Raw genomic sequence first — 16,092 nt, forward strand, 5'->3', positions numbered from 1 at the left:
TCGATGCCGTCCTCCGCGCCTTACGCTGGTCTCGTGCCAAAGACGAAAAAGGCAAAGGCCGACAAGTCGACGGGAAAAATGTCGAAGGCGGCGAAGAAAGCGCTGGCCGCCGACGAGAAGGGGGTCGACTTCGCGCGCGCGTGGGTCGAGTTCCCCGACCCGGCGGACGACGAGCAGATCTTCCGGTGTGACCTGACCTGGCTGACCTCCCGCTGGAACTGCATCTTCGGCAGTGGCTGCCAGGGCATCCAGGCGGGCCGCGCGGACGACGGGTGCTGCACGCTGGGCGCCCACTTCTCCGACGAGGACGACGAGAAACGCGTCGCCGGCTTCGTGGAGCGGCTCACCCCGGACATCTGGCAGCACCACGACGTGGGCCGCGAGAGCGGCTGGGTCTCCGAGGACGAGGACGGCGAGCGCCAGACCCGTCCCTTCCAGGGCTCCTGCATCTTCCAGAACCGGCCCGGCTTCGCCGGCGGCGCGGGCTGCTCGCTGCACATCCTTGCGGTCAAGGAGGGCCTCGAACCGCTGGAGACCAAGCCGGACGTGTGCTGGCAGCTGCCGGTGCGGCGGACCTACGACTGGATCGACCGGCCCGACGACACGCGCGTGCTCCAGGTCTCCATCGGTGAGTACGACCGCCGGGGCTGGGGTCCGGGCGGCCACGACCTGCACTGGTGGTGCACGTCGGCGACCTCGGCGCACGGCGCGGGCGATCCGGTGTACGTCTCCTACCGGCCCGAGCTGACCGAACTGATGGGCAAGGCCGGCTACGACCGCCTCGTCGAACTGTGCGAGCAGCGACTGGCCTCGCAGCTGCCGTTGCTGGCACCGCACCCCGCGGACCCGGTGGACTGAGGCGTCCGGGGCCCACGGAGACGAAGCGGGGCGAGGGTGCGGGCGGCTTGACCGGACGGACGCCGACGGGCGCGACGTCCGGGGTCGGACCCGGCGGCCGAAAGGGGCCCGGGTCCGCGGGCGCGAGCTGTCCGACCCGGCGGACGGGGGCTGCACCGGGCCGGCGGACGCGACTTGCACCGGGCCAGCCATACGCAAGCTGCACCGGCCCGGCGGGCAGACGTCGTTCGGTGCATCTCGGTGGGTTCTACGACGTCGATGGGCTCGGGTCGCCGCTGGATCCGTCTCCCGACGGTGGTGGGGAGGTGCCCGGGTCGGACGGGGACGGGTCGGTGGGGGTGGGGTCCGGGTCAGGAGACGACGGTGGGGGTTCGCTCGGGGTGGGTGCCGTGACCGTCGGGGTCGGGTCGGGGGACGACGGTGGTGGGTCGCTGGGGCTGCTCGGGCCGCCGGACGGCTGGGGCGCGGTGCCGTAGCCGTCGATGGAGACGACGGCGCCGGCCGGTGAGATCGCCACCCGTGCGCTCCAGTGGCCGGACGGCTCGCGCAGATGGTCGACGTACACCTTGATCGTCAACGACTCGCCCGGTGCGAGCGTTCCCGAGGACTGGCTGAGGTAGAGCCAGGAGGCGCCCGTGGTGGCGGACCAGCGCACGGGGGCCGAGCCGGTCGCGGTGAGGGTGACGAGCGTGGTGTCGCCGCTGTTGCCGGCCGAGACGTCGAGGTGTCCGGCGCCCTTGCGGCCGGCGCCGGTGACGCTGATGACCTCCACCGACACGTCGGGTCTGTCGCCCTTGCCGAAGCGGGGTCCCGGCCTGGTGCTGGCGTTGCCGGCGTTCTCGTAGCCGCTGCCGGCCGCCTCGCCGTCGAGCAGGCCGGGGCCGTGTGCCTCGCTGGCGGTGGCGTTGTGCCCGTCGGGGCCCTCGCCGACCGGATCGCCGCGGTAGGCGGCCCACAGAGCCAGCACGGGGGCGGCCACGACGGTGGCGACGACGGTCGTGGTGACGGCACGCGCGCGCAGGCGGTCGCGGCGGGCGGCGCGGTCCTTGGGGTCCATCGGGAAGCCGCGCCGGTCGAAGCGGGGGGCGGCGGCGCCACGCGCGCGTGGGTGATGCGCCAGCGCCACGTGCAGGGCCGCGCGGGGCGCCTCCAGGACGGCGAGTTCGGCGGGGGCGACGGTCGTGCCGGGCCACGGGCCGGGGACCGCGCGCTCGGCGCTGCGGCGGCAGTGCGGGCAGTCGTCGACGTGCCGGACGAGTTCCTTGCGCAGGGCGGTCGAGAGGACGAGCTGGTGGTCGCCGGTGAGCCGGGCGACGCTCGGGCAGTTGCCGGTCTCGACGACGGCGAGGGCCGCGCGGGTTCGCTCGACCTCGCAGGCGGCGGAGGCGAGCAGTTCGCGGGCGGCGGCGAGGTCCAGGCCGAGGACGGCGGCGACCTCGTGGGCGGCGAGGTGGTGGCGCACGGCGAGTTCGAGCGCCTCGCGCTGCTCCGGGGTGGTGCCGGCGGCCTCCGGCCAGGCGAGCAGGGCGAGTTCACGCCGCCGCTCCTCCTGGACCTCGATGGCGATCATCGGGGCGGCGGTCTCCCGGTGCCCCTCGTGCCGGCCCGCCGCGTGGGTGCCCTGACGTTTCTGCTTGGCCTCGGCCAGCTTGCGCAGACAGGCCCAGCGGGCCAGCGCGTACAGCCAGGCCCGGCGGTCGCCGTCCGCTTCCGGACCGCGGCGCCGCTCGGCGAGCGCGAGGACGTCGCCGAGCGCCGCGGTGGCCGTGTCGTGGTCGCACAGGACGGACAGACAGTAGGTGAACAGCCCGTCCAGATACGGCTCGTAGCGCGCGGGCGGCCGCTGCGCCAGCGTGCGCGCCGCGGCACGGTCACGCGCCTCCCGACGCGCCCGGTGCGCGCCGGTGGTGCGGGGCGAGGTCTCCGGACTGCTGCTCATCATCCGTGGACCGTAGGCGGCCCGCGAGGGCCCCTTCCGGCACCTTGAGCACTTTTAATCCGTACGGGTGAAACGATCCCTCAATCGGGTACAGGAACCCCGAATTCCGTGGCCTGTTCCTGACAGGAGGTGGCCGAATCCCGGGGGCGCGCACCGCGCGCCGGCCCGCCCGGACCGGTCGGCGACGGCATTGTCAGTGCCGCCGGTTACGGTTCCGTCATGGCTGCCCGTACGAAGACCACCAAGGACCGTCCGTCCTACCGCTGCACCGAGTGCGGCTGGCAGACGGCCAAGTGGCTCGGCCGCTGCTCCGAGTGCCAGGCGTGGGGGACGATCGAGGAGTACGGCACGCCCGCCGTCCGTACGACGGCACCGGGCCGCGTCACCACCTCCGCGCTGCCCATCGGCCAGGTCGACGGCCGCCAGGCCACCGCCCGCTCGACCGGTGTGCCCGAGCTGGACCGGGTGCTCGGCGGCGGTCTGGTCCCCGGCGCGGTCGTCCTCGTCGCGGGCGAACCCGGCGTAGGGAAGTCGACCCTGCTGCTCGACGTGGCGGCCAAGGCGTCGAGCGACGAGCACCGCACCCTCTATGTCACCGGCGAGGAGTCGGCGAGCCAGGTCCGGCTGCGGGCCGACCGCATCAAGGCCATCGCCGACCACCTCTATCTCGCCGCCGAGACCGATCTGGCCACCATCCTCGGCCACTTGGACGCGGTGAAGCCCTCGCTGCTGATCCTGGACTCGGTGCAGACGGTGGCCTCACCGGAGATCGACGGCGCCCCCGGCGGCATGGCCCAGGTCCGCGAGGTGGCCGGCGCGCTGATCCGCGCCTCCAAGGAGCGCGGCATGTCCACCCTCCTCGTCGGTCACGTCACCAAGGACGGCGCGATCGCCGGCCCCCGCCTCCTGGAACACCTGGTGGACGTGGTGCTCTCCTTCGAGGGCGACCGCCACGCGCGCCTGCGTCTCGTACGGGGCGTCAAGAACCGCTACGGCACGACGGACGAGGTCGGCTGCTTCGAGCTGCACGACGAGGGCATCACGGGCCTGGCCGACCCCAGCGGCCTGTTCCTCACCCGTCGCGCGGAGCCGGTCCCCGGCACCTGTCTGACCGTCACCCTGGAAGGCCGCCGCCCCCTGGTGGCCGAGGTCCAGGCGCTCACGGTCGACTCCCAGATCCCCTCCCCCAGGCGCACCACCTCGGGTTTGGAGACCTCCCGCGTCTCGATGATGCTCGCCGTCCTGGAGCAGCGCGGCCGGATCAGCGCCCTCGGCAAGCGTGACATCTACTCCGCGACGGTCGGCGGAGTAAAACTCTCGGAACCGGCCGCGGATCTGGCGATCGCGCTCGCCCTGGCCTCCGCGGCGAGCGACACCCCCCTGCCGAAGAACCTCGTCGCGATCGGCGAAGTCGGCCTCGCGGGCGAGGTCAGACGGGTCACGGGCGTGCAGCGCAGGCTCTCCGAAGCACACCGCCTGGGCTTCACCCACGCCCTCGTCCCGGGCGACCCGGGCAAGATCCCCAGCGGCATGAAGGTGCTGGAAGTCGCGGACATAGGGGACGCTCTGAGGGTCCTTCCGAGCTCCCGTAGGAGAGAGGCCCCACGGGACGTGGAGGACCGCCGGTAGACTTTGCCCTGGTCTCGCCCGTCCGTACGAACGTGAAGTGCGAACGGCGGTGCCCCAGCAACCTGCGACCGGAGGAGTGCAGTGGCAGCCAACGACCGGGCAGCAGCTCCCGGGAAGCCCGGTGGGAGTTCCGGTGCCGATGGCCTGATGCGCGCCTCCCTGAGCGCCGTGGCACCCGGCACGGCGATGCGCGACGGCCTGGAGCGGGTGCTCCGCGGCAACACCGGCGGACTCATCGTGCTCGGCTTCGACCGGACGGTCGAGGCGATGTGCTCGGGCGGATTCGTCCTGGACGTCGAGTTCACCGCCACCCGTCTGCGTGAGCTGTGCAAGCTCGACGGCGGAATCGTGATCTCCTCGGACCAGTCGAAGATCCTGCGCGCGGGCGTGCAGTTCGTGCCCGACGCGACGATCCCGACCGAGGAGACGGGCACCCGGCACCGCACGGCCGACCGCGTCTCCAAACAGGTCGGCTTCCCCGTGGTCTCCGTCTCCCAGTCCATGCGTCTGATCGCCCTCTACGTCGACGGCCAGCGCCGCGTCCTGGAGGACTCGGCCGCGATCCTCTCCCGCGCCAACCAGGCCCTGGCGACCCTGGAGCGCTACAAGCTCCGCCTGGACGAGGTCGCGGGCACGCTCTCCGCCCTGGAGATCGAGGACCTGGTGACGGTCCGGGACGTCTCCGCCGTGGCCCAGCGCCTGGAGATGGTCCGCCGTATCGCCACCGAGATCGCCGAGTACGTCGTCGAACTGGGCACGGACGGCCGCCTGCTGGCCCTCCAGCTCGACGAACTGATCGCGGGCGTGGAGCCCGAACGCGAGCTGGTGGTCCGCGACTACGTCCCCGAGCCCACGGCCAAGCGCTCCCGCACGGTGGACGAGGCGCTCTACGAGCTGGACGCCCTCACCCACGCGGAGCTCCTCGAACTCCCCACGGTGGCCCGGGCGTTGGGCTACACCGGCTCCCCCGAAGCCCTCGACTCGGCGGTCTCCCCGCGCGGCTTCCGCCTCCTGGCCAAGGTCCCGCGGCTCCCCGGAGCCATCATTGACCGCCTGGTCGAGCACTTCGGCGGCCTGCAGAAACTCCTCGCCGCGAGCGTGGACGACCTCCAGACGGTGGACGGCGTGGGCGAGGCCCGGGCCCGCAGTGTCCGCGAGGGCCTCTCCCGCCTGGCGGAGTCGTCGATCCTGGAGCGCTACGTCTGACGCCGGAGCGCTCCGTCCGACGCGGGAACGCCACGTCCGACCGACCGACCGGCGACCGCCGGTTGCGGTCAGTCGTTGTCGAGCACGAACGAGGTCTGCAGCTTGGCGTACCCCGCCGCCTGGACCTCCACCAGATAGGTGCCGGCCCCCGCGGACCCGGCCGGCGGCGTGGCGCACTCGGGCGCGCTCGGCTTGCGGTCCCACTTCACCGTGTAGGTGACGCTGCTCCCGGCCGGCACGCGGTACAGCAAACTGCCCGACGTCTTGGGGCAGTCGGCGGAGGACCAGTACGCGGTCCCGCCCTTGAGGATGGTCACGACCGCGCTCTTGGGTCCGAGGTCGACCTTGCAGTCGCTGCCTGCGGAGTTCTTCGCGGTGAGCAGCAACGAGGGCGTGTCGTCGGGCCCGTAGTTGTTGTGGAGGCTGCGCAGGCTCAACGTCACGTTGCTCGCTGTGCAGTTGGGCAAGGTGGAGTCGACGGGCACGGTGTCACCCGTACCGACACCACCACCGGAGCCACTGCCGCCGTCCGAGCCGGAAGCCGACCCCGTGTCACCCGAACTGCCGCCGGAGTCACCGCCGTTGGAGTCACCGGAACCCCCGCCGGTGTCGCCGCTCGCACCCCCGTCGGCGCTCCCGCCGCTCGACTCGTCCCGCCCGCCCGGGGCTTCACTGATCGCGGGCCCCGAACCGGACGGCCCCGCGGAGATCGTCGGCGCAGGAGTCTTGCCGTTGGCCCCGTCGTCGTCCTTCTTGCCGCCCCCACCGTCCGAGGTCACGATCCACGTGACCAGCAGCGCCAACAGGACGAGTACGGACAGCAGTACGGCCCTCCGACGCCAGTAGATGGTGGAGGGAAGCGGCCCGACCGGATTGCGCATAGATCCCACGGCGCAAACTGTACGAGAGATCGGAACGTTCCCTCGCCCCACCCGCCGCCAGTACCTCAACTTTTCCGGATCATCATCCCGGCACCCCCGCACGCGCGAGCACGCCGACGCACCGCCACGCCCCGACCCACCCACCGGCACACAGCGCAACGGCGGTCCAACGACCGCGCACCATGGCAGGATCGGAAGCGCCATGACTGCGCCCACGAAACCCCCACACGACAGCCCCGCCGCCGGCTCCTCCTCCGACTCCCCCGTCGGAGAGACCGCCGGCGACCTCCACGCCCCCGTGATCGACTGGTTCGAGGAACACGCCCGGGACCTCCCGTGGCGCCGCCCCGAAGCCGGCCCCTGGGGCGTGATGGTCAGCGAGTTCATGCTCCAGCAGACGCCCGTCAACCGCGTCCTGCCCGTCTACGAACAGTGGCTGGCCCGCTGGCCCCGCCCCGCCGACCTCGCCGCGGACGCCCCCGGCGAGGCGGTCCGCGCCTGGGGCCGGCTCGGCTACCCCCGCCGCGCCCTGCGTCTGCACGGCGCCGCGGTCGCGATAACGGAACGGCACGACGGCGACGTACCCACCGATCACGCCCAGCTGCTCGCCCTGCCCGGCATCGGCGAGTACACGGCGGCGGCGGTGGCGTCCTTCGCCTACGGACAGCGGCACGCCGTGCTGGACACCAATGTGCGCAGGGTCTTCGCGCGCGCGGTCACCGGCGTCCAGTACCCGCCCAACGCCACCACGGCGGCCGAACGCAGGCTGGCCCGCGCCCTGTTGCCCGACGACGAGCACACGGCGTCCCGCTGGGCCGCGGCGTCCATGGAGCTGGGCGCGCTGATCTGCACCGCGAAGAACGAGACCTGTCAGCGCTGTCCGATCGCCGCGCAGTGCGCGTGGCGGCTGGCGGGCAAGCCCGCGCACGAGGGTCCGCCGCGCCGCGGACAGACGTACGCGGGCACGGACCGTCAGGTGCGGGGCAGGCTGCTGGCCGTTCTGCGCGAGGCCCACGCGCCCGTGCCGCAGTCGGCGCTGGACCGGATGTGGCACGAGCCGGTGCAGCGGGCGAGGGCACTGGACGGACTCGTGTCGGACGGTCTGGTGGAACCTCTCCCAGGTGGTCTGTATCGACTCCCGTTGACGTGACGACGGCCGCGACAGCCGACGTCACGACGGACGTAACGTCCTCACCCCGCCCGCAAATCCCCCCACACCCCCACTAATCACCGCACCCGCTTACCCCGTCCCTACGGCTGTTACACAACCGACGGACAGCCGATTGCTAGCCGCGCGCTGCTTCGGACAGGCCCGTGACAACCCCTCCGTAGCTTCATCTACGTACCCGGCAGGTCCGGGGCGACTACGGACTGACCGCCGGCGAACGTCGGCGGAAACGGGGATCGGAAGGCGGTTCGACATGGCGCAGGGCGAGGTGCTCGAGTTCGAGGAGTACGTCCGCACCCGGCAGGACGCGCTGCTGCGCAGTGCCCGTCGGCTGGTCCCGGACCCGGTGGACGCCCAGGACCTGCTCCAGACGGCGCTGGTCCGGACGTACGGCCGCTGGGAGACCATCGAGGACAAGCGGCTGGCGGACGCCTACCTGCGCCGGGTCATGATCAACACGCGGACCGAGTGGTGGCGGGCCCGCAAGCTCGAAGAGGTGCCCACCGAGCAGCTGCCGGACGCCAGCGTCGACGACTCCACCGAGCAGCACGCGGACCGCGCGCTCCTCATGGACATCATGAAAGTTCTCGCACCGAAGCAGCGCAGTGTGGTGGTCCTGCGACACTGGGAGCAGATGTCCACGGAGGAGACCGCCGCCGCCCTCGGTATGTCGGCGGGAACGGTCAAGAGCACGCTGCACCGGGCGCTCGCCCGGCTCCGAGAGGAGCTGGAGAGCCGCGATCTGGACGCACGCGCGCTGGAGCGTGAGGAGCGGGAGCGGTGCGCGGTCTGACCGGCCGAGGGACCTTGCAGGCGGCGTTCACGGCGGTGGTCGTGCTCGCCGCCCTCGCCCTTTTCGTCTCCGCCTGCGCGACCGGCGGCACCGGCGCCCGTGACGAGGGCCCGGCGCACGAGGGTGCCTCGGACTCGGTGGCGGGCGCCGCGGTCTCCGCTGCGCCCACGCCGAGCCCGACCTCGACGACCGCGCGCGTGGACGCGGTCAAGCTGGTCGAGGACGATCCCGCGGTCGCCACGGAGGTCAAGCGCGAGCTGAAGCCGTGCGTGGCCGACGAGTACCCGGTCGACGTGTCGTACGGCGACCTCACCGGCGGGCGCGCGGACGATGTCGTGGTGAACGTACTGACCTGCGGCGACGCGGTCGGGATCGGCTCGTACGTCTATCGCGAGGTGAGCGGTCGGTACGAGAATGTGTTCAAGGTCGAGGAGCCTCCGGTCTACGCGGAGATAGACCGCGGCGACCTCGTGGTGACCAAGCAGGTCTACGAGAAGGGCGATCCGGTGTCGAGTCCGTCCGGCGAGAACGTGATCACGTACCGCTGGGGCTCGGGCCGCTTCACCGAGGAGTTCCGCACGCACAACGACTACAGCAACGCGGTCGGGGGCGACGCGACGCCGGCACCGGCGCCGTGAACCGTTCGTAGTCCTCGGACCGAACCCTCTTCAGCCGCACGCCTGCGCCACCAACCGAAACGAGAGCTGAGAACACCGGGATGGCAGACCAGACCCACGTCCTGTTCGTGGAGGACGACGACGTCATCCGTGAGGCCACCCAGCTCGCTCTGGAGCGGGACGGCTTCGAGGTCACCGCCATGCCCGACGGGCTGTCGGGCCTGGAGGCGTTCCGGGCCAAGCGCCCCGACATCGCACTCCTCGACGTCATGGTGCCGGGTCTGGACGGTGTGAGCCTGTGCCGCCGGATCCGCGACGAGTCGACCGTGCCGGTGATCATGCTGTCCGCGCGGGCGGACTCGATCGACGTGGTGCTGGGCCTGGAGGCGGGCGCGGACGACTACGTGACCAAGCCGTTCGACGGTGCCGTGCTGGTGGCGCGGATCCGGGCGGTGCTGCGCAGGTTCGGGCACGCGAGCGGCGGCGACAAGGCCGAGGAGGCGCCCGCCGAGGTGGCCGGCGGGGTGCTGACCTTCGGTGAGCTGGAGATCGACACCGAGGGCATGGAGGTGCGCCGGTCCGGCGAGACGGTGGCGCTGACGCCGACCGAGATGCGGCTGCTGCTGGAGTTCTCCTCGGCGCCGGGCACGGTCCTCTCGCGCGACAAGCTCCTTGAGCGCGTGTGGGACTACGGCTGGGGCGGCGACACCCGGGTCGTGGACGTCCATGTGCAGCGGCTGCGGACGAAGATCGGCCAGGACCGGATCGAGACGGTCCGTGGCTTCGGCTACAAGTTGAAGGCCTGAGCGGGGACGTCAGGGACATGCGGGGGATCTTCCGGAACCCGGGGACGGGCGGCGACGCGAACGGCGGCCCGGGCAGTGGCGCGGGCGGCATCCGCACCGGCCTGCGCTGGAAACTGAGCGCGGCGATCGCGCTGGTCGGCGCGCTGGTGGCGATCGCGCTGAGCCTGGTCGTGCACAACGCGGCCCGGGTGTCGATGCTGGACAACGCGCGCGACCTCGCCGCCGAGCGGGTGCGGATCGCGCAGCGCAGCTACGAGCTGTCCAACCGGCTGAACTTCCCGAACGTGCGGATCGACGACCCGGATCTGCCGTCGGCGCTGCGCGAGAAGGTCGCGGAGGGCCGGCGGGCGACGTACGTGACGGACCTGGCGAACGGCGTGCCGGACATCTGGGCCGCGGTGCCGGTCAACGACGGGCATGTGCTGTCCCTGCACACCGGGTTCACCGACCGCAGCACGGACATCCTCAAGGACCTCGACCAGGCCCTCGTCATCGGCTCCATCGCGGTGGTCCTCGGCGGCAGCGCACTCGGTGTGCTGATCGGGGGGCAGCTGTCGCGCCGGCTGCGCAAGGCGGCCGCCGCGGCGAACCGGGTGGCCAGGGGCGAGACGGACGTACGGGTGCGGGACGCCATCGGCGGGGTGGTGCGCGACGAGACCGACGACCTCGCGCGCGCGGTGGACGCCATGGCGGACACGCTCCAGCAGCGTCTTGAGGCGGAGCGCCGGGTGACGGCGGACATCGCGCACGAATTGCGTACGCCGGTGACGGGACTGCTCACCGCGGCGGAACTGCTGCCTCCGGGCCGCCCCACGGAGCTGGTCCTGGACCGCGCGAAGGCGATGCGCACGCTGGTCGAGGACGTCCTGGAGGTGGCCCGCCTCGACGGGGCCTCCGAGCGGGCCGAGTTGCAGGACATCGTGCTGGGCGAGTTCGTGGCCCGGCGGGTGGCGGCGAAGGACCCGGACATCGAGGTGCGGGTGGTGCACGAGTCGCTGGTCACCACCGACCCGCGCCGCCTGGAGCGCGTGCTGTTCAACCTGCTGGCCAACGCCGCGCGGCACGGCAAGCCGCCGATCGAGGTCACCGTCGAGGGCCGCGTGATCCGCGTCCGCGACCACGGGCCCGGCTTCCCGGCCGACCTCCTCGCGGACGGCCCCAGCCGCTTCCGCACCGGCAGCACGGACCGCGCGGGCCACGGCCACGGCCTGGGTCTGACCATCGCCACCGGCCAGGCCCGCGTCATGGGCGCCCGCCTCACCTTCCGCAACATCCGCCCACCCGGCGCCCCGGACCACGTCCCGTCCGAGGGCGCGGTAGCGGTGCTGTGGCTGCCGGAACACGCGCCGACGAACACGGGCAGCTATCCGATGCTGCCGTAGCGGTGCCCTCCGGGGGTTCGGCGGAGAGGGTGGTCGGCGAGGGGGCTGTACGAGGAAGCCGACCTCTCCCACGGCCCCGGGCCGAACCAGGCGGACCGTAGCTGGACGAGGCCGGACCGGACAGACGGACACAGCCCCGACAGCACTCACCCCTGGCGCCCGCGGCTCCGCGAGGCCGGACCAGAACGGGCCGGCATCGTGGTGCGGCAGCCCTCACGCCTTCCACGGCTCCGCGAGGCGGGACCGGCTGACGGACATCGGCCGACAGCCCTCACCGGCCCCGCGAGGCAGGACCAGACGAGCCGACCCCCCTTCGCCGACCCCCACCCCGACCTCCCTCAGCACGCCCGCACCCCCCGCGCCCCCGCCCCTCACACCCCCGCCACCACCAACTCCTCCCCCCGAGAAGGCCGCACCCCGTCCGTCCGCCCCGTGAAGTACCGCTCCGCCAGTTCCTCCGCCGACACGTGCCGGGCCGTTCGGAAGCCGGTCTCTCGGGCCAGGGCGAGGATCTGCTCGGGGCGGAAGAAGGTCTGGAAGGGCGTGCCCGCGGCCCGCGCGCCCTTCATCGCCGCCCTGAGCTGGGGCTGTTCCTCCGGCTCGACGTCCTCGACGGGCCGGAGGAAGGTCGAGACCAGCGTCGATCCGGGGGCCAGGCCGGCGACAAGGGCGAAGGTCGCCTTGATGGCCTCCGGGGTGAGGTACATCGTGACGCCGGCGGAGGCCACCACCGCGGGCCGGCCGGGGTCGAGCCCGGCGTCGAGCAGCCGCCCCCACCAGTCGCCCTCGAAGTCGACCGGCACGAGCCGCAGCCAGTCCGGCACGCCGAGGCCGAGCGCCTCCAGTCGCCGCCGCTTGAAGGCCTGCGGTCCGGGCCGGTCGACCTCGAACACCCGCAGCCGGGCGGCGACATCGGGCCGGCGCTGGGCGAACGTGTCCAGCCCCGCCCCGAGGACGACGTACTGGTCCACGCCCTCCCCCGCCCGCTCCACCACCAGGTCCTCGACGAACCGGGCCCGCGCCACGATCGACGCCCGGACCCGCCGCGTGGCCCGCTCGTCCATGTCGGGACGGTCCCGCCAGTCGTCACCGGGATCCGCGAGCCGCAGCCCGAGCTCGTCCTCCAGCACGTGCGGCGCCGCGTCGGCCCGGACGTGCAGGGCCCGCCACAGGGCGGTCCGCACGGCGGTGTGGTCGGCGCCGGCGTGTCCCTGTTCGGTGGCGTCGCTCAGCACGCCCAGTCCTTCGACAGGTCGAGGTCACCCTCGCGGGGCTGGGTGAAGGAGAACCAGTTGCCTGAGTCGTCGCGGAACACCGCTTCGATGCCGTACGGACGCTCCTGCGGCTCCTGGAGGAACTCCACGCCCCGGTCCTTGAGCTTCTTGCAGTCCCCGTGGATGTCGTCCGTCGTCAGCGCGCCCGCGCCGAGGACTCCCTTGGCCACGAGCTTGCGGACCATCTCGGCGGACTCCGGGTCCATCGCGGGCGGTCCCGGCACCATCAGCGTGAGATCGACGTCCGGCTGGTTCTCGGCACCGACGGTGAGCCAGCGCATGCCGCCCTCGCCCATCGTGATGTCCGACCGGACCTCAAGGCCCAGCTTCTGGGTGTAGAACTCCTTGGCCCGGTCCTGGTCGAGAACCCAGACGGTCGAGATCTTGAGTCCCTTGATCACGGTGTGCTCCTGCCGACGGTGACTGTCTTCCTGCTCCGTCACCGTAGGCAGCGGCGGAGTCAGCCCGCTTCTCCAGAATTGCGCCGCTCCCCGCCGGGGCCGCTTCTGAAGCCACCGGCCCAGAGCATGGCGTAGCACCCCGGTATGAGCGCGGCCCCACGACCCACGTGCTTGGCGCGGTACTCCGTGGGGGCCAGCCCGGTCCACGCCTTGAACCGGGTCGAGAACGTGCCCAGACTGCTGAAGCCGACCAGGTTGCAGATCTCGGTCACCGACAGATTCGCGGTGCGCAGCAGATCCTCGGCCCGATCGATCCGCCGGTGCGTGAGGTACTGGCCCGGCGTCTCCCCGTACGCCTCCTTGAAGGCGCGGATGAAGTGGTACCGCGAGTACCCGGCATGCGCGGCCACCGCGACCAGGTCCAGTTCCGCGTCGGCCCAGTCACGGTCCATCGCGTCCTTGGCCAGCCGCAACTGCCGCATTTTGTCCATACGGCGATGGTGGCACGGGCCACTGACAATCAGACCTCGCTCACATCGGCCCGTCTGGGGGTGCCCCCTCTGGGGGAGTTCGAGGACGAGGCCCTCCGGGCCGAAGGGGGGCCCGGGGGCACAGCCCCCGGCAACGGCGCCGCACCCGAACACGAAGACGTACCCGAACACGACGACGTACCCGAACACACCGAACCGCCCCCGAACACGAAGAAGGCCCCCCGGGGCGGACACCAACCGGGGGACCTTCGGCTCACTGTGACTTTCAGACGGCCTCGACGAGCGGCGCCGGGGCCGACCCTTCCTCGCCGGGCTTGGGCGCAGCCGGCCCCGCTCCGCGGAGCGTGACCTCCTGGACGAACACCGCCGCCACCAGCGCGGCCACCGCCACGATCGCGCCCAGCAGGAACGCGGAGTGGACGCCCGCGGAGACCGCGTGCTGGTAGGCCTCCCGCGCGGCGGCGGGCAGCTTCGCCAGGCTCGCCGCGTCCAGCTGCGCCGACTGCTCGGTGACCTTGGAGCCCAGCGCGCCGGCCCGCTCGGACATGACGTCCTGGACCCGGTTGTTGAACAGGGCACCCATGATCGCGACACCGAAGGAGGAGCCGAGCGTACGGAACAGGGTGGTCGAGGAGGACGCGACGCCCATGTCCTTCATCTCGACGCTGTTCTGCGCGACCAGCATGGTGATCTGCATCAGGCAGCCCATGCCGAGTCCGACGACCGCCATGAACACACCGGACATGAAGCGCGAGGTGTCGGTGTCCATCGTGGACAGCAGGTACAGCCCGACGATCATCGAGGCGCTGCCGACGATCGGGAACACCTTGTACTTGCCGGTGTTGGTGGTCACACGCCCCGCCACCATCGAGGTGACCAGCATCGCGCCGAGCATCGGCAGGAGCAGCAGCCCGGAGTTGGTCGCGGACGCGCCCTGCACGGACTGCTGGTACAGCGGCAGGAAGAGCGTCGCGCCGAACATCACGAAGCCGGTGATGAAGCCGATGATCGACATCAGGGTGAAGTTGCGGCTGCGGAAGATGTGCAGCGGCACGACCGGCTCGGCGGCCTTGGTCTGCCAGTACACGAACCCGACCAGCGAGACCACGCCGATCCCGATGAGCTCCATGATCCGCGCGGAGGACCAGGCGTACTCGGAGCCGCCCCAGGTGGTGACGAGGACGGTGGAGGTGATGCCGACGGTCAGCAGGATGACACCGAGGTAGTCGATGCCCGCCTTGGACCGCTTCTTCGGCAGGTGCAGCACGACGCTGATCAGGCCGAGCGCGAACACGCCGAGCGGCAGGTTGATGTAGAAGGACCAGCGCCAGCCCCAGTTGTCGGTGATGGTGCCGCCGACCAGCGGACCGCCGATCATCGCGAGCGCCATGACGCCGGCCATCATGCCCTGGTACTTGCCGCGTTCCCGCGGCGGGATCAGGTCACCGATGATCGCCATGACGCCGACCATCAGACCGCCGGCGCCCAGACCCTGGATGGCCCGGAAGCCGATCAGCTCGCCCATGTTCTGGGCCATGCCGCTGAGCGCGGAGCCGATCAGGAAGATCACGATCGAGGTCATGAAGGTGGCCTTGCGGCCGTACATGTCGCCGAGCTTGCCCCAGACCGGGGTCGAGGCGGCGGTCGCGAGCGTGTACGCCGTCACCACCCAGGAGAGATGCTCCAGGCCGCCGAGTTCGCCGACGATCGTCGGCATCGCGGTGCCCACGATCATGTTGTCGAGCATCGCCAGCATCATGGTGATCATGAGCGCCAGCAGCACGACCCGTACGCTGCGCGGCTGTTTGCCCGTGTCCACGTCCACCGTCTGTGTGTCCGCCATTGTCGTCACTCCCCTGTACTTCCCTGTACATCCCCCCGGCCGGCTACTTACTTGCCGCCCGGCTAGTTGACTACACTGCAGGAAGGTAGACCGGGAACTAGCCGGGCGTCAAGTAAGTTTTCTAGTCGGGCGGCAAGTAAGTTAGGTACCGGCCGCCAGGTAAGTTTTCAGGGGCCCCGATGACCGCGAGGATGGTTGGCACCATGGACGGCACGAAGCAGCAGCGCCGCGGCAACACCCGCCAGCGCATCCAGGACGTCGCGCTCGAACTCTTCGCCGAGCAGGGGTACGAGAAGACCTCGCTCCGCGAGATCGCCGAGAGCCTCGACGTCACCAAGGCGGCCCTCTACTACCACTTCAAGACCAAGGAAGAGATCCTCGTCAGCATCTTCGACGATCTGACGCAGCCGATCCTCGACCTGACCGAGTGGGGCAAGCAGCAGCCGCACACGCTGGAGACGAAGCAGGAGATCGTACGGCGGTACAGCGAGATCCTGGCCGGTGCGGCACCGCTGTTCCGCTTCATGCAGGAGAACCAGGCGGCCGTGCGCGAACTGCGGGTCGGCGAGACCTTCAAGGACCGTATGCAGGGCCTGCGCGAGATCATCGTGGACCCGGACGCGGCCCTGGTCGACCAGATCCGCAGCGTCAGCGCGATCTTCACCCTGCACGCCGGGATGTTCTTCATCCAGGACCTGGACGCGACCCCCGAGGAGAAGCGCAAGGCCGTCCTGGAGGTCGCGACCGACATGGTGACCCAGGCCCACCAGGGCATGAAGGCCGCCGCGGAACCGTCCTAGACGG

General features: G+C 71.5%; 15 protein-coding genes. 9 read left to right on the forward strand and 6 right to left on the reverse strand.

Annotated elements, in window-relative coordinates; genetic code table 11:
- Nucleotides 1-33: 33 nt before the first annotated feature.
- On the forward strand, nt 34-858 hold the full coding sequence (locus ACIP6U_RS18475) for a hypothetical protein (protein WP_123998569.1): 825 nt from the start codon (nt 34-36) through the stop codon (nt 856-858).
- A gap of 247 nt (nt 859-1,105) precedes the next feature.
- Here the strand turns inward: ACIP6U_RS18475 and ACIP6U_RS18480 are convergent, their stop codons facing one another.
- Nucleotides 1,106-2,800, reverse strand: coding sequence for a hypothetical protein (locus tag ACIP6U_RS18480; protein ID WP_401718600.1), 1,695 nt, complete (start codon nt 2,798-2,800; stop codon nt 1,106-1,108).
- Nucleotides 2,801-3,016: 216 nt separating this feature from the next.
- Here ACIP6U_RS18480 and radA point away from each other — a divergent pair, with 216 nt between their 5' ends.
- Both radA and disA read left to right on the forward strand, forming a co-directional pair.
- Nucleotides 3,017-4,426, forward strand: a complete 1,410-nt coding sequence (gene radA, locus ACIP6U_RS18485) for a DNA repair protein RadA (RefSeq protein ID WP_401718603.1) — start codon at nt 3,017-3,019, stop codon at nt 4,424-4,426.
- A gap of 81 nt (nt 4,427-4,507) precedes the next feature.
- Nucleotides 4,508-5,632, forward strand: a complete 1,125-nt coding sequence (gene disA / locus ACIP6U_RS18490; RefSeq protein WP_123998572.1) for a DNA integrity scanning diadenylate cyclase DisA — start codon at nt 4,508-4,510, stop codon at nt 5,630-5,632.
- A 68-nt stretch (nt 5,633-5,700) separates the two neighbouring features.
- Here the strand turns inward: disA and ACIP6U_RS18495 are convergent, their stop codons facing one another.
- Complete coding sequence (locus ACIP6U_RS18495) at nt 5,701-6,522, reverse strand: hypothetical protein (protein WP_401718607.1); 822 nt, start codon at nt 6,520-6,522, stop codon at nt 5,701-5,703.
- Between the two features lie 193 nt (nt 6,523-6,715).
- On the opposite strand from ACIP6U_RS18495, the gene ACIP6U_RS18500 reads away from it, so the two are divergent.
- From ACIP6U_RS18500 to cseC, 5 genes are all read left to right on the forward strand, one after another.
- A complete protein-coding gene (locus ACIP6U_RS18500) occupies nt 6,716-7,663 on the forward strand; it encodes an A/G-specific adenine glycosylase (RefSeq protein ID WP_401718610.1) in 948 nt (315 codons plus the stop codon).
- 271 nt (nt 7,664-7,934) lie between these two features.
- Entirely contained in the window at nt 7,935-8,474 is a 540-nt protein-coding gene (locus ACIP6U_RS18505) for a SigE family RNA polymerase sigma factor (RefSeq protein ID WP_123998575.1), read from the forward strand.
- Nucleotides 8,462-9,112 carry a hypothetical protein gene (locus tag ACIP6U_RS18510; protein WP_401718613.1) on the forward strand — a complete coding sequence of 217 codons (651 nt, stop codon included), beginning with the start codon at nt 8,462-8,464 and terminating at the stop codon, nt 9,110-9,112. The genes ACIP6U_RS18505 and ACIP6U_RS18510 overlap by 13 nt, the downstream gene beginning before the upstream one ends.
- Before the next feature lie 80 nt (nt 9,113-9,192).
- Nucleotides 9,193-9,897, forward strand: coding sequence for a two-component system response regulator CseB (gene cseB / locus ACIP6U_RS18515; protein ID WP_401718616.1), 705 nt, complete (start codon nt 9,193-9,195; stop codon nt 9,895-9,897).
- A 17-nt stretch (nt 9,898-9,914) separates the two neighbouring features.
- The gene (cseC, locus tag ACIP6U_RS18520; protein WP_401718619.1) at nt 9,915-11,279 is read left to right on the forward strand and encodes a two-component system sensor histidine kinase CseC; all 1,365 of its coding nucleotides are present in this window, start codon (nt 9,915-9,917) and stop codon (nt 11,277-11,279) included.
- A 371-nt stretch (nt 11,280-11,650) separates the two neighbouring features.
- On the opposite strand, the gene ACIP6U_RS18525 is transcribed toward cseC, so the two are convergent.
- The 4 genes from ACIP6U_RS18525 to ACIP6U_RS18540 all read right to left on the reverse strand — a co-directional run bounded on the left by ACIP6U_RS18525 (nt 11,651) and on the right by ACIP6U_RS18540 (nt 15,288).
- A complete protein-coding gene (locus tag ACIP6U_RS18525) occupies nt 11,651-12,511 on the reverse strand; it encodes a class I SAM-dependent methyltransferase (protein ID WP_401719599.1) in 861 nt (286 codons plus the stop codon).
- The gene (locus ACIP6U_RS18530) at nt 12,508-12,954 is read right to left on the reverse strand and encodes a VOC family protein (protein WP_401718622.1); all 447 of its coding nucleotides are present in this window, start codon (nt 12,952-12,954) and stop codon (nt 12,508-12,510) included. Before ACIP6U_RS18530 ends, ACIP6U_RS18525 begins: the two co-directional genes overlap by 4 nt.
- Nucleotides 12,955-13,013: 59 nt before the next feature.
- Complete coding sequence (locus ACIP6U_RS18535) at nt 13,014-13,436, reverse strand: helix-turn-helix transcriptional regulator (protein ID WP_401719602.1); 423 nt, start codon at nt 13,434-13,436, stop codon at nt 13,014-13,016.
- 274 nt (nt 13,437-13,710) lie between these two features.
- Nucleotides 13,711-15,288: an MDR family MFS transporter gene (locus ACIP6U_RS18540; RefSeq protein ID WP_401718625.1), complete on the reverse strand. Its 1,578-nt coding sequence runs from the start codon at nt 15,286-15,288 to the stop codon at nt 13,711-13,713.
- A gap of 191 nt (nt 15,289-15,479) precedes the next feature.
- On the opposite strand from ACIP6U_RS18540, the gene ACIP6U_RS18545 reads away from it, so the two are divergent.
- Nucleotides 15,480-16,088, forward strand: coding sequence for a TetR/AcrR family transcriptional regulator (locus tag ACIP6U_RS18545; protein WP_401719605.1), 609 nt, complete (start codon nt 15,480-15,482; stop codon nt 16,086-16,088).
- Nucleotides 16,089-16,092 lie beyond the last annotated feature (4 nt).

It is taken from the genome of Streptomyces sp. NPDC088794, from assembly GCF_044750545.1.
In the GTDB taxonomy this organism is placed as follows: domain Bacteria; phylum Actinomycetota; class Actinomycetes; order Streptomycetales; family Streptomycetaceae; genus Streptomyces.